Below are 13,580 nucleotides of genomic sequence, written 5' to 3' on the forward strand. Positions count from 1 at the left end.
GAAGTTCCTACCTTACTGTTTAGGCAAGAACATAAACAAACATGAATCGCATAAATTTTACAAACAATTCCAATTACATCTCCATTATAACACCTCATAAAAGATATACATCATCAAAAAACTTCAATAATCATACCTTTTACTTCGAAAAATATATCTTATTTTAGGATGTCCTGTACTATTCGACTCCTCCCATGGTTTTCCTTTGGTGGCACCTGCTATTACATTTATCCCAAAAAAGCCCCAGCTCTCTTTTGGAGAAACTGAGACTTACGGACAATTTTATACGCTAATGAGCTGACACGGGTTGGATGTTCTCCGCATCATCGAACGAAGACTTCTTATCATGCATAAACAAGCTGAGTAACAATCCTATTAAGCCAATAGCCGCAATCACTGCCGCGTAGATCGGCACCGAGATCAGCCCAGTATGCGTAATCGCAAACCCACCAATATAAGCGCCAGCCGCATTCCCTAGATTAAACGCAGAGTGACTGGATGTCGTCGCCAGCAATGGTGCTTCACGCGTCATATTCATAATACGGATCTGAAGTCCTGGCATAATCCCAAAGGCTGCAACCCCCCATAAAAATATGGTGATTACTGCTAGTACCGGATTGTGCAGTGTCAGCGTTAATACAGCCAAGAGCACAGCAAGAATACCAAAATTAACGATAAGTGAAGGCATGAGTTTCCAATCGGCCAGACGGCCGCCAACCATATTGCCTAATGTGACACCAAAACCAAACAGCACCAGAATCCAGGTTACATTCTGTTCAGCAAAACCACTAATATCCACCAGCATCGGTGTTATGTAAGTAAAGACAGCAAACAGACTACCACAACCCATAGCTCCGATGAGCAGCACCAGTAATACCTGTGGACGAATCAGATTGCGGAACTGTTGTCCCAGGTTAGCTGGTGTTCCTTGCGGAATGACCGGAATGAAACGAACAATACCAAACAGAGAAATCACACCTAAAATAGTGATCGCCCCGAAAGAAGAACGCCAGCCAAGCTGCTGGCCGATAAATGTACCAAACGGAACACCAATGATATTAGCGATGGTAAGCCCGGCGAGCACTACCGACACAGCTCCAGCTCTCCGATCCGGCGTTACCAGTTTAGTAGCCATAATTGAACCCACTCCGAGGAATGTGCCATGAGCAAATGCTGTCAAAATACGCGCTGAGATCAGCAATCCGTAAGTAGGCGCAATAACGGACAACGCATTGCCGATGATGAAAATACACATCAGCAGTACTAACAGTTTTTTCTGCGGAATCTTGTGTGTGAACACCGTTAGAATAGGTGCACCCACAGCTACGCCCAGAGCGTAGCCCGTGATTAGCTGACCCGCTTGCGGAATGCTTACGTTCAGATCATTAGCCACATTAGGCAACAAACCCATGATTATAAATTCAGTCATGCCAATGGCAAATGCCCCTATCGTCAAACATAACAACGATAAAGGAAACGCCTTTCTATGACCTGGTTCTAAAGTCTGTGCAGTATGCTTGCGCTCTGCTAGTTGACCCGTTGAAGGGTCGAAGTTTGTCTTGCTCATGATGATTTCTATTCTCCTATCCGTCATATGTCTTTTTTATGTCTTTCATATTTCTGTTGCTTCATTCCAGTTCCGAATTGGTTAATCCAATTGCGTAGCGCCACCTGTTGCTTTCAGCCATAATGCCTCATTGAGATGGTCAAAGGTATCTCTCATCGCCAGCCTGTCCTGCCAATGTGAAGGAATGCCACTCCGTCCATAATACGCACCTGCCATTTGCCCATATACAGCACCCGTTGTATCAGCATCATCGCCTAGATTGACTGCTAGCAGTGCTCCGTCCGAGAAACTGGAGGATTTCGCGAATGCCCAGAGCGCGGCTTCCAGAGAACGCACGACGTAACCACTGCCTTGAATCTCAGGAGGTTCTTTACGGTGATAGGATCCCATGACTACCTCTTCAATAGCAGGTGAAAAAGAGGCTCCTGCACTCGACCGCCACCGCTTCATCGTCTCCGGGGATAACATTGTAGCCTTATCGGCTCCATGAAATCCCGCCACAAGTACGGCTGCCAGCACTTCGCAGGCCTCCACACTTTCTGTCGCGGCGTGTGTTGTACGGGAACTTAGGCCTGCGTAGCGAATCGCCTCCGCCGGTTCATTCGCATAAGCCATAGCAATCGGAGCAAGTCTCATAATAGAGCCGTTGCCCGCTGCCATAGGGTCAGTTGATCCACTATAGGGATCGCCAGTGCGAACAAACCGTTCCAGTGCACTTCGCGTAGCTCCGCCAATATCAAAGCAGTCTCCAGTACTACTCATATATCCGACTCTGTACCAATTCGTATATCTGCGCATCTGATCGTCAGGGTCGAAACGCTGCTGTCGCACCAAACTTTCTGCCAAACATAGAGCCATAGAAGTATCGTCAGTCCACTCCCCCGCTTTTAATCCAAACACTCCACCGCCTACCATATCTGTAACAGGCTCAAAAGTCCCCGGACTGCTGAATTCAACGGTGGTGCCTAACGCATCTCCTACAGCAAGTCCAATCAGACATCCATCAAAACGATCTTGTTGCAGCATGCTCATTCATCTTTCACTCCTCATCCTTACAACTCATGTCTTCAATATGTTTCCATTGCACTATTGCACAACATTTCCCAAACCCCTTAACTCATGAACTACACTCAGCACATTCTTTCATGACTTCACGAACGTATTCACTTATTTTCCCACATCCATCCATCGGGCGTAAAGTGAATTCAATATCAGGCCGCCAACCCAAATCTTATGCTTACCATACACTCCCTCCTGAGCCTTACCAAAACAAAAAACAGCGTATTCTCCTCTTGTCAGGAAACACGCTGTTCACAGGTATCACGATTCATTCATAATGGAGTTCACCGATGCGTACACCATCGGCAAAAAGCCTTCGGAAGGCTCACCTACAGGTGCATCAATGTGGAAAATGAAATCCGTGCCGTCCAGTTCTTTCACGATGAAATATTGCGTTTTCTTATCGTTCTGAGACATCATGAACAGTTTTGCCTCGTTCATCGGTCCGTTGCTGAGCTGTTCAGACGTTAATTCCTTAACCTCTCCGATCTGGGATAACTCTTCCTTGGCATCCATTCTCAGTTCATCCCGCTTGAAGTCTGAAGACAACTTCTCGATCTCAACCTTATACGCAGGATCGATCTTCATCGTTAACTCATGATCTTCCGCATCAAATGCCATGGGCTCAAAAATATATAGTGAATATCCTTTGGCTTGCGCCAAGGTTACGGGCCGCTTTTCAGTTATTCCTTCCACGGTTACTTCAAGCTCTGACGTTGTTGGACGATCTGATATAGCAGTGTCTCTCCCACCAGCACCTGTGTTACCATCGTCAGCATCAGATGCAATCTTGGTAATCTCAGTAAGTACAAGCTGTTTGGTTGACGCATCAAGGATTTTCTCCACATATTTAAATCGAACAGAATCCTCGTCATCGATATCATCCAGTGACCTCTGCAGATTTTCACTCACCTGAAATGACATCGCTTCGCCATCTACCCGAATCTCAATCGTATGGGGATCGGCCCAACCGGTCAGAATGCCTTCTGCTTCAATGACATCTTTTTCTTCCGGCTGTGGCTCTGGCGCTGGTGCCGTCTCCTTCGTGTTGTCCACAGTAGGCTGGAGCGCAGGTGCGCTATTCCCACAAGCCACAAGCGAGAATCCCATAAGCAGCACCAGTAATGTGGTGCTGACCTTTAATGTATTCCTTTTTCGCATATGAACACCTCCGTTAGCTTATACGCAATGCTGCTTGTCCATGTTACTTCCCATCGTTTAATTATACTTACACGGAAGACAGACAGCTCAATCACATCACGCAGGTATCCACCCACCAGCCTTCCTGGCTTATCCCACTTGATCCAGCTTCACCAGCTGTGCATGAGCAGCGTTGAACGCTTGTGTCTGCAGGTTGAATTGTTTTCGTACTTCAGCCAGCTTGGCATATTCTTCATTCCGTGTCCGAATGGCCCGTTTAATTTTAACGAGATTCGGATTCGCGCTTGTCCGCATCAGACTATATAACTGCTCTTCAGCATCTAGGCTATGCTCATAAGAAACCACAAACAGCTCAAATGTTTTGGCTCTTGCTTCATATTGCTCCAGCACCTTTTCCGCATGTGTAAGCGTCTCTTCCTTTTCAATCGTAAGCTCTTTCAGGGAGTGGCGCAGCACTTCCGTTTGCTGCCTTGTCTCTTGCATGGCTTTGCTGGCCTGCCCGAGCAACGTTCTTCTTTGCTGTATATGAGCTTCTGCTTGATCAAGCAGAGCTTCGATGTCACTGTTTTTATTTTTGCCATTGCTTAAGATTGATTTGTATAATGCCATGTCTTCTTTTTCATAACTCATCAATTCCTTCAGACTTTTGCCGATCTCCTGGTCACTCTCGACCAATCGGTTAATCTGGTTAGCCGCAGGTTCCTGAGGCTCTCCGCACCCGCTAAGCAGGATCATCAGCAGTACACTGCATGCTGCTAGCGCCACTTTTTTACCACTCATCACCATATATTCTTCCTCTCTTGCCTAAACCGGTTAAAGTTCTACTATGATGCTTTACAGACGGGTATCTCCGCTGAAATTAACAACCCAGTGTGCATTCGGCTCGTACACTTCGAACTCATAACCCCGGTCTTCCAATAGTTTCATAATACTGGGCAGTGCCTGAACCGTCTGTTCCCGCTCGTGCATCAAAATAACTTCTTTATCTCTGTGCACGCTGTTGCTCACCCGAGCAATAATTTTGTCCGGTTGACCTGCATATTTCCAGTCCAGTGAATCCGTCGTCCAGTCCCACAATTTGAAGCCTGCTGACGCAATATCTCCTCGGAAAGCTTCGCCAATCTGCGGGCTGCTTCCATATGGGGCACGGATGAGATTCGGCTTGAATCCAAGCAGTTTCTCGACCATCTTCTGCTCTTTTTTGTACTCATTCACGAAGCCAGCAGAGCCTCCGCTCTTGTATAGTTTGTTATAGTTATGTGTCATGCTGTGGAGCCCTGGATAGCTGCCTTCCTTGTACAAGCGTTTCACGGCATCCGGGTATTCATACAACTGATGTCCAACCATGAAGAACGTCGCCTTCGCCTCATGTTGTTTCAAAATATCCAGCAACTGATGTGTATATTTGCTTGGCCCGTCGTCAAATGTTATGTATGCAACTTTACGAACCTGTCCGAGAAACCGCGCAGGCTCCTCCTTCGCCTCAGGAGTGAGCTGGATCATGCCCAGTTTGGCAGGTTGTTCAATGACTGCAATAGGTGGCGGAGCAATCAGTGTCTTAATCCAATGAGTCATACCGATGAATGCATATGTCAATCCCGCAACAAGCAGCACCAGCAACATAAGAGCCACACTTAACCTGCCGTAGCGGATTTTCCGTCTTCTTTGATGGGTTTGTTTGCGACTTACGCTGTGAATAACATTTCCATAATCTCGCGTTGTTTCTTGTTGTACTCTCACGAACTGGCCACTTCCTAACTTTCATTTTTTCCCGATGAATGGAATATTCTCTCGAATCATGTCTATATATAGAAGATTAATAGAAAATCGCGCCCTGTGAATGACAGAATAGTTACAAGCCCGGTTACAATCTGCTTATCTCTTGTCCCTTTTTCATCTAAATTGTCTTACTTCGTAATGATCTTCCCTGCTTGGGTCTTCTCCTGTATAATGAGGTGATTTAGGTTATCTTATTTTTGAGAAGGAGCTACACCTATGAGAAGCACAATCCGTGCCGGCAGATCGATCTATTTGTTATTTGTTGTCGGCATTATCGCCATTTCATTCTCCTCTATTTTTGTACGCTGGTCTGACGCAGATGTTGCGGTCATTGCGATGTATCGCCTGTTCTTAACCAATCTGCTTATGTTGCCTTTCGTCTGGCCGCACACGCATGAGATGATGCGCCTTAATTTTCGTCAATGGGTTCTGCTACTTGCTTCCGGCATAATGCTTGCACTGCACTTCCTGCTCTGGATGGGCTCACTAAGATTAACGAGTGTCGCTAGTTCAACTGTGATTCTCGCCCTGGAGCCAATTCTGATTCTGGCAGGTTCGGTATGGCTGTTCAAAGCCAAAATCAATCGCATGATGCTGATCGGTATGGGCATCGCCCTGTTCGGTTCAATCATCATTGGTGCAGGAGATTTTCAGGTGGCAGGCACTGCGCTGCAAGGGGATATTCTCTCTTTATTTGGCACCATGGCGGTGGCCGTGCATATGCTACTGGGTCAATTTTTGCGAGCAGGTCTAAGTGCATTTTCGTATAATTTCTGGGTGTTTCTCGTCGCCGCCTGCACGTTCGCCGTGTACAATCTGGCTATGGGGCATCCGTTCGGCGGGTATGCGGCATCTGAATGGGGAATCTTCCTGTTACTTGCCATCGTTCCTACGATCTTCGGGCATTATCTCTTTAACTGGTTGCTGCAATATATGAACGCTACGACGGTATCTATGGGTGTTCTCGGAGAGCCAGTGTTCTCTTCCTTGCTAGCTTGGGTGTTGCTCGGTGAATCACTGAGTACGCTCCAAATGTCGGCAGGTGTCGTCATTCTGTTCGGGGTATGGGTATTTATCCGTTACGGTAAAACAAAGCCTCAGCTCATCCCGGATGATGCTCCACTCGTCGCTCCAGCTCCAGTTGAACCTAAGACGGTATAGCGATATTGCGAGATAGCGAGATATAGCGACACTGCAGCATTTCGATATAGTGACATCATGATATAGCGGCGTCTAATCTAGTCGTGATAGATCGCTAACGTATCCACCATTGTTAAGTAAAAAAAGTGCACTGTAGCCTACATTAAGTAGGTTCGGGCAGTATATATGAAGAAATATATTATTTAAGGGCGGTGTATTGTTATGAAAAATATTGTATCCATGCGCTGGCTACTCGCCAGAATGTATGAACCGGACGTAGCTATCGTGGATTGTCGCTTTTTACTTGGACAGCCCGATGCCGGTCGACAAGCCTATGAAGCTGGACATATCCCAGGCGCGGTCTACCTTGATCTCGAAAAAGATCTCTCTGCTCCGGTCACAGAGCATGGCGGACGCCATCCACTCCCTGATCCAGCTGCACTCGCGAGCCGCCTTGCCAAAGCAGGAATCAGCTCTAATAGTCGCATCATTGCTTATGATGATCAAGGCGGCATGAACGCCTCGCGTCTGTGGTGGCTGCTGCGTTATATGGGACATGAGCAAGTCTATGTCATGGATGAGGGTTTCTCTGCTTGGCAGAATGCCAAGTTCCCAGTGACCACAGATGTACCTGTACAGATTCCGTCTTCGTTTGACGTGAATCTGCAGCCGCAGATGCTGGCAAGTGTAGAGGATGTACAGCAGGCTTCGGCAAACGGGAGCGCCGTGCTGATCGACTCTCGCGATGTCCGCCGTTATGCGGGACTTGAGGAACCCATTGACGCCAAGGCCGGACATATTCCGGGGGCGGTGAACTATTTTTGGAAAGACGTGCTGAGTGCAGATGGACGCTGGTCTGGTGTTGAGGCATTGGATGAGCGGTTCAGCAAGCTGGACAAGGATGGTTCCATTATTGTGTACTGCGGCTCAGGCGTATCGGCCTGCCCGAACGTCATTGCCCTCGAAGAAGCGGGATTCTCGAATGTGAAGCTGTATTCCGGAAGCTGGAGCGATTGGATCAGTTATGATGAGAATCCGGTGGTTACCGGAGAAGAATCCGGAGAAGAATAACGTGAAAGAACCCGCGAATTTGCGGGTTCTTTTGTTTGTGACTATATTTTTAGTGGCTGTCGCCGTGTGCCGCTTTTGGTGTTCCCTAACAGATGGCATAACAATTTCACCTGATGGCTCTAACATCAGAGGGCCTGTCTTATTTCAAAAACCCGGCATTCACAATACCAAACTGAATTTTGTCGGAATAATCCATATCCATGTTCGTATTCGTCACTACCAGTTTAAGCTTGTTGACCCCTTTTACATTAACGTCAAAAGAAATGGGCAATGTTCCTTTTTCTACAACCTCAGAGGTATAAAGCAGTTTGTCATCACCGTAAACCTTCAGCACGGCATGGGCATGAACGGAAGAACGGCTGTCATAATGTAGCACAAAGCTTCCTTTGAAATCTTTATACTTCTGATTAAGTAAATACTCGCGATCGGATTCCAGTCCGTAAGTCGCACCCGTCCCTGACCCTTTCAACTCAAACAATAAACCATTAGCGTAATTGGAACCTGTACTATCCTTGTCAGACTCTTCGTTCCAAGGCTTAATGACATTGCCCGTGTAATTTTTCCATGGTTCTCTTCCCCACTGATAACGCTGGGATTCGCTGAAGTAATCCAAACGGCTCAAGGCAACATTATAATCACCTGCGTTCACTTTACCGACGTAGATACTATTTTGGGGGCCATCCCATTTTACACTACTATTGAATGCTTCACCCACGGCTCTTACCGGAAGATAGGTCGTTCCATTGTACACCAGCGGCTCCAGGGTTTTTCCTTTCTCATCCTTGGCATGCACCAGCTTGCCGTCCACATAAATCTTTGTGTTGTTGAAATAGGCATCGATCTGCTTTTTGATCGGCGCAGCGAACGTCGTAACCGATGATGTCAGTAACGTGGCTGCCATAAAGCCTGTTGCGAAATAAAGTGTCTTTTGCTTAACTGATTTTTTGCTCATGATGTTCATCCTCCAGTATTGTCACAACAATTGTTTTTACCTCTATCTTTATCGGTGTCGAGGAGGATAAACTTTAATGATAAGCAAGCTGTAAGCAGGTTGTTGACCTAAGAGATTCCGTTTTTAAACTCAACAGGCGTCATGTCCGTTACCTTCTTGAATACCTTCGTAAAATAGCTGACCTTATCACACAACATATTTGACTTTATTTTAGCGAAACCTTCATTTCTAACTCTTCAATAAAATGTTTAACGATCTCCCCATTGGCATCCATCTTATACGAGCCATTCGCTGCACCGGGTTCTTCCATCTCAGGGTAAAATGGTTTAATCGTTATAGATTTAGCATTGCTATGAATCGGGCTTAATACAATGTCATGGTAAAATGCTTTTGATTGGTTATTTTGATCAGTACCAAAGGCCGTCAAGTAATCTAGTCGACGCCCGCTGTCATCTACAAACTCGTACATGATTCCGGAGTATTGTTCTGAAGCATTGCCCTTTTCAATCAGTTGGATACGAGAGGATGATGATGTAAGATTCATTTTACCAAGCTCAAGGGTTATATTACCGGCCTGTTTGGTCAGCGTGTTGTTTACTACTACTGGTTTGCCTGCTGCCTTCTGCATGGGAAGTTCTATGATGTAAGGTTCATCCACGCCTTCCAACTTTACTTTTAACTTAAGCTGGAACTTTTCTGGGAAAGCGTAACCTTTACCACCCAACCAAGAGGCATCCGTAACGTTAACACGAACACTCTCCGGAGTATCTCCAGGTCCCCACTTCAGATTTGGCCTTTTCCCCAGTGCTTTCCCGCCAAGCTCCATGATCGATTTCCCGTTAATAAATACGTCAATGGATTGAAGACTTCCGTGTTCAATTTGGGCACTCCCTTCATCTTTTGTACCACTGTATACGAAACTGCCATTTACTTCTTTGCCGCTTCGGTCGAGGGAAATATCAATCAGGTTTCCATCGAAATTTGCTTTTGTCATCTCAAGGGTAATGCCACTCTGGGTGACTCGAATGTTTTTCGCTTTACTCACAGCTTTTCCTTTCTCTCCACTAGCTTGGGCTGCTGCAGCATCAACATATGTTGTTTGGTATCCCCAAGCCCCACCTCCAACGAACAATCCTGTTGCCAAAGCAGATACTGCAATAATTTTAGATGTTTTTTTCATGGTTATCTTCTCCTCTTATTGAGATGAATTCTCGTATAGTTTCTGTATTGTCGCTTGATCAATCGGAAGGGTGATCTCCAGCTCTTTGATATAATGTTTAATGACTTCTCCGCGCTCATTAAATTTGAAGCTCCCTGAAGAGAATGAAGATTCCTCCATTTCAGGTATAAAAGCTTTTAGTTTGACAGAGGGAGTAGCCACTTCGAGACGTTCAAACAACAGATCATAGTGAAGCTCTCCTCCCAAACGGTTAGTGTCATACGCTCCATATCCACCAATGAGACCTAGTATATTCCCCTGGTCATCCCACAGCTCAAATCCGAGCTGTTGCTGCCACTTCTGGTTTTTTGGACCACTGGAGACTACATTTAACGACACTTTGGTTGTAATGGGTGTAAACTGAATTTTGCTCAGTGTCAGCTTGTGCTCTTTCCATTCCTTCGACTTTTGAATATTCGAAATGACTTTGGCCTGATGTTCTCGCACCGGAAGTTCCAACACGAACGGCTCTTCTACTCCCTCCAGACCGACCTGAACTGTCAGCGTAAATGTATCAGGAAGTTCTGATGCGGACTGCTTGGGCGAAGAACGTGGCGTAAGTTCATAAATAGCTGTATTGGGGTCAGTAGTCTGTTTTCCTCCCAGCCCTATATTCCATCCACTTTCTCCCCGATGGATGGAATGACCATTAATCTGAACATCAAATGAATGAATGGCTCCTTTAGGATATTTCGGCTGAGTTCCATTTCCTGTAGAAACCTGATCAAGAATACTGCCGCTTAACTTTTCTCCTTCACGAGTAACCACCATGGAAAGCCGTGTACCATCGTATATGAGTTCCGGAATACGCAGAGTAATTCCATCATGCGTAGCACTTACTCCCACAACATCGGCAATCCGACGCTCTCCCAGCGTTTGCAGCCCTAAGTCGTCGGCCAACTTAAACAAACTGCCAATTAGCGGAACGCTTTGCAAGGATGCCGCTAAGGCTGGGGATAAAGCAGCACCGACCAGCAAGCTGCCCATGGTAAGAATCATTACCGCTGCAGCTGTCAACATCATACGGCGAATTTGAGGCATGACGCGAGCAACCTTTACTCGTTGACTGCGTTCTTGCATCGGGAGAGTTTCCAGAGTGGCGTATACCTCTTCTTGGCGGCGTCGGATTAAGTCTGGAACCTTACTCGCATCCTTCTTCCCTAGCTCCCGGAGCTGCTGATCAAGATCATGGTTATTCATACGCCACTCTCCCCTTTCCAATTTCATTGATCTGCTTCGCAAGCACCCCTCGCGCTCTGTGTAATCGGGCTCTGACAGCTCCTTCTGACAGTTCAAGTACACTTGCTATTTGTTTGATCGACAAATCCTGATAATAGAACAGATGAACAACCAAACGTAACGATTCGTCCAGATTCTCCACGGCTTCTCGCAAATCATGCTGTCGACTATTCACAAAATGCTGTTCATTGCTGCCCGTCTCTGTATGCTCAGGCAGCTCCGCCATGACGATGGTTCGTTTGCGCATACGTAGTACTTGATTACATTCATTAATTAGAATCCGGATAAGCCACGTTTTGAAATAAGCAGTCTTTCGTAACCCGGTGATGCTCTTATACGCTTTCAGTGTTGTTTCCTGAAGAACATCCGCGCAGTCCTCATCCCGTCCCACAATGGACTTGGCCAAACTGTACAGCTCGGGTTCCAGCCTCCGGAACAGCTGAATAAATGCTTCACGATCCCCCTGCTGTGCTCGTTTGACTTCTTGTTCCATAGTTTGATGCACGAATTTCATCTCCTTCTGAGGGCCCTCTATAGAATTAGATGGACAAGTACAGCAAAAGGTTATATACAACGTAAAAAAATTTACGAATACAGAAAATTGACAAAAGAAAGGCTGTCTCAAAAGCCCTTAAAAACACACTTCAGTGAAGAGAATGAAAACCGATACGTCCAAAAAGAATTCAGTCTATAGACTTAGTTTGATTCCTTCCAAGGCTTGATACAAGAGATCTTCTCACGTTCTATACTCAATCCCAGGAGGACAATCGCGAGACAATATGGAGGATATTTATAGTAATGAGGAGAGTAATAAACGGCCTATCGCAACAAGAGTCTACATTAAAATAGGAGGGATCAACTTGAAAAAAAGCAGCACCAAACTATTATTGCAATATATCCTATGGACTTTCCTCATCACTTATTGTTCATGGGGAATTCTAATCTTAGCCAGCCAGATGGGACGGTTAGAACTAAGGACTCCCTTGGGTATGCTGCTGCTTACAATCGGTGGGAGCGGACCACCTCTTGCTGCATATTTTATTTTGAGACATTATAGGAAAATATCAGGATTCAAACCTTTCATCAAAGAAGCTTTTGCAGTCAAACAGCCGCTTATGGCATACATTATCGTGTTTATATTCACCACTGCGTATTTCGGTATTCCCGCACTACTAGGAGGTAGCACTTCAAATTCCCCTATATATATGGCCGTATTGTCTATTCCAATTATGATCATCGGAGGCGGGCTGGAAGAATTGGGGTGGCGTTATATTCTACAACCGATGCTTGAGAAGAAAATTGGATTTTTTAGAGCAGTCCTTGTTACATCTGTGATCTGGGCTGTATGGCATATCCCACTTTTTTTTATTAAAGGAACCAGTCAATATAACTGGAATTTCGGACTATTTACCCTTATGGTTATTGGATTGTCGTTTGCACTGGCAGTCATCTACCGCTTGAGTAAAAGCATCTGGCTATGTATTTTATTTCACAGTCTAATCAATGCTTTTTCCGCCTCTTGGGTTATGGACGAACGTCTATTTATTAAACTCGTAACTACCATTGGAATAATAACGATTGCTCTTGTATTGTTATTTATACAACGTGGCAAAGCAAAACACATATTAGATATAATGGAGAATACGAAAAAAGTGATGCGTTAGAAGAGGTGAACAATTATGCCGAAGTCATACCATGCTGTGACGATTGACGCAGATTCCCTGATCATTCAGCATACTAGCAGACCCAGCCGATAAAAAAGCAAAAAGCCCGGTGTAAATCGCCGGGTTTCTTAAACAAGTATTAGACTGAAATACTCGGTCATCTATTCATCCTTTTAAGCATTTTCAAAGTATTTAAAAAACCTTATGGTTTCTTCATAATCTGCTTCATCAGCATAGATGCCTGTCATCTGACCAAGAGCTAAGGCAAAGTCCACATACCCGTTCGCTTTCGCTGTAATGATATTATCGTGCACCACATACGTGTCAGAGTGGGTTGCATCATTACTTGTGTATTGCTTCCCTTCCAGAATCCCTGCTTGATTGAGCAGGTCTACCCCGGAACAGATCGCCCCAATAAATTTACGATCACCTTCTAACTTTTGCAGCAGTGCAATCAGTTGTTTATTTTGCTGAAGTTCGCTGATATCTCCTCCTGGAATGATCAATACTTCAATATCACGGTGATCTACCTCATCCATGGAATGATGTGGTGTAACAATTAAGCCTTCATAGGACTTCACTGGGTTTGATGTCATTCCGATCGTTATGATATCCCCTTTGGTTTTCATGAGGTACATGGCTAGCATAATTTCAAAACTTACATATCCGTCATAGATTATGACATGTGTATTCATAATACTCACCTGCTTTATGTATTGTAATGTGCCT

At 45.4% G+C, this 13,580-nt stretch carries 13 protein-coding genes; 3 read left to right on the forward strand and 10 right to left on the reverse strand.

The window, feature by feature from the left end; translation table 11 throughout:
• Positions 1-289: 289 nt before the first annotated feature.
• From PQG66_RS11790 to PQG66_RS11810, 5 genes are all read right to left on the reverse strand, one after another.
• The gene (locus PQG66_RS11790) at positions 290-1,567 is read right to left on the reverse strand and encodes an MFS transporter (protein WP_272037856.1); all 1,278 of its coding nucleotides are present in this window, start codon (positions 1,565-1,567) and stop codon (positions 290-292) included.
• 81 nt (positions 1,568-1,648) lie between these two features.
• Positions 1,649-2,593, reverse strand: coding sequence for an ADP-ribosylglycohydrolase family protein (locus PQG66_RS11795; protein ID WP_272038149.1), 945 nt, complete (start codon positions 2,591-2,593; stop codon positions 1,649-1,651).
• Positions 2,594-2,887: 294 nt separating this feature from the next.
• Entirely contained in the window at positions 2,888-3,787 is a 900-nt protein-coding gene (locus PQG66_RS11800; protein WP_272037857.1) for a hypothetical protein, read from the reverse strand.
• A gap of 129 nt (positions 3,788-3,916) precedes the next feature.
• Positions 3,917-4,567: a YkyA family protein gene (locus PQG66_RS11805; protein ID WP_272037858.1), complete on the reverse strand. Its 651-nt coding sequence runs from the start codon at positions 4,565-4,567 to the stop codon at positions 3,917-3,919.
• Between the two features lie 54 nt (positions 4,568-4,621).
• Entirely contained in the window at positions 4,622-5,527 is a 906-nt protein-coding gene (locus PQG66_RS11810; RefSeq protein ID WP_272037859.1) for a polysaccharide deacetylase family protein, read from the reverse strand.
• Between the two features lie 255 nt (positions 5,528-5,782).
• Between PQG66_RS11810 and PQG66_RS11815 the strand changes: the two genes are divergently transcribed.
• Both PQG66_RS11815 and PQG66_RS11820 read left to right on the forward strand, forming a co-directional pair.
• Entirely contained in the window at positions 5,783-6,727 is a 945-nt protein-coding gene (locus PQG66_RS11815; protein WP_272037860.1) for a DMT family transporter, read from the forward strand.
• A 201-nt stretch (positions 6,728-6,928) separates the two neighbouring features.
• Positions 6,929-7,777, forward strand: a complete 849-nt coding sequence (locus PQG66_RS11820) for a sulfurtransferase (protein WP_272037861.1) — start codon at positions 6,929-6,931, stop codon at positions 7,775-7,777.
• 139 nt (positions 7,778-7,916) lie between these two features.
• On the opposite strand, the gene PQG66_RS11825 is transcribed toward PQG66_RS11820, so the two are convergent.
• From PQG66_RS11825 to PQG66_RS11840, 4 genes are all read right to left on the reverse strand, one after another.
• Complete coding sequence (locus PQG66_RS11825; protein WP_272037862.1) at positions 7,917-8,729, reverse strand: stalk domain-containing protein; 813 nt, start codon at positions 8,727-8,729, stop codon at positions 7,917-7,919.
• A 205-nt stretch (positions 8,730-8,934) separates the two neighbouring features.
• Positions 8,935-9,909, reverse strand: a complete 975-nt coding sequence (locus PQG66_RS11830) for a DUF5643 domain-containing protein (RefSeq protein WP_272037863.1) — start codon at positions 9,907-9,909, stop codon at positions 8,935-8,937.
• A gap of 15 nt (positions 9,910-9,924) precedes the next feature.
• Entirely contained in the window at positions 9,925-11,148 is a 1,224-nt protein-coding gene (locus PQG66_RS11835) for a DUF4179 domain-containing protein (RefSeq protein ID WP_272037864.1), read from the reverse strand.
• Entirely contained in the window at positions 11,141-11,701 is a 561-nt protein-coding gene (locus PQG66_RS11840) for an RNA polymerase sigma factor (RefSeq protein ID WP_442955078.1), read from the reverse strand. The genes PQG66_RS11835 and PQG66_RS11840 overlap by 8 nt, the downstream gene beginning before the upstream one ends.
• A gap of 346 nt (positions 11,702-12,047) precedes the next feature.
• Between PQG66_RS11840 and PQG66_RS11845 the strand changes: the two genes are divergently transcribed.
• Positions 12,048-12,851, forward strand: a complete 804-nt coding sequence (locus PQG66_RS11845; protein WP_272037866.1) for a CPBP family intramembrane glutamic endopeptidase — start codon at positions 12,048-12,050, stop codon at positions 12,849-12,851.
• A gap of 173 nt (positions 12,852-13,024) precedes the next feature.
• On the opposite strand, the gene PQG66_RS11850 is transcribed toward PQG66_RS11845, so the two are convergent.
• Complete coding sequence (locus PQG66_RS11850) at positions 13,025-13,546, reverse strand: DJ-1/PfpI family protein (RefSeq protein WP_272037867.1); 522 nt, start codon at positions 13,544-13,546, stop codon at positions 13,025-13,027.
• Between the last annotated feature and the right edge of the window lie 34 nt (positions 13,547-13,580).

This window comes from Paenibacillus sp. JJ-100 (assembly GCF_948329825.1).
Lineage (GTDB): Bacteria > Bacillota > Bacilli > Paenibacillales > Paenibacillaceae > Paenibacillus.

Bases quoted from the DNA above. Each gene is read 5' to 3' on its own strand.
- PQG66_RS11790 (WP_272037856.1), bottom strand. From the start codon at position 1,567: ATGAGCAAGACAAACTTCGACCCTTCAACGGGTCAACTAGCAGAGCGC.
- PQG66_RS11795 (WP_272038149.1), bottom strand. From the start codon at position 2,593: ATGCTGCAACAAGATCGTTTTGATGGATGTCTGATTGGACTTGCTGTA.
- PQG66_RS11800 (WP_272037857.1), bottom strand. From the start codon at position 3,787: ATGCGAAAAAGGAATACATTAAAGGTCAGCACCACATTACTGGTGCTG.
- PQG66_RS11805 (WP_272037858.1), bottom strand. From the start codon at position 4,567: ATGAGTGGTAAAAAAGTGGCGCTAGCAGCATGCAGTGTACTGCTGATG.
- PQG66_RS11815 (WP_272037860.1), top strand. From the start codon at position 5,783: ATGAGAAGCACAATCCGTGCCGGCAGATCGATCTATTTGTTATTTGTT.
- PQG66_RS11820 (WP_272037861.1), top strand. From the start codon at position 6,929: ATGAAAAATATTGTATCCATGCGCTGGCTACTCGCCAGAATGTATGAA.
- PQG66_RS11825 (WP_272037862.1), bottom strand. From the start codon at position 8,729: ATGAGCAAAAAATCAGTTAAGCAAAAGACACTTTATTTCGCAACAGGC.
- PQG66_RS11830 (WP_272037863.1), bottom strand. From the start codon at position 9,909: ATGAAAAAAACATCTAAAATTATTGCAGTATCTGCTTTGGCAACAGGA.
- PQG66_RS11835 (WP_272037864.1), bottom strand. From the start codon at position 11,148: ATGAATAACCATGATCTTGATCAGCAGCTCCGGGAGCTAGGGAAGAAG.
- PQG66_RS11840 (WP_442955078.1), bottom strand. From the start codon at position 11,701: ATGAAATTCGTGCATCAAACTATGGAACAAGAAGTCAAACGAGCACAG.
- PQG66_RS11850 (WP_272037867.1), bottom strand. From the start codon at position 13,546: ATGAATACACATGTCATAATCTATGACGGATATGTAAGTTTTGAAATT.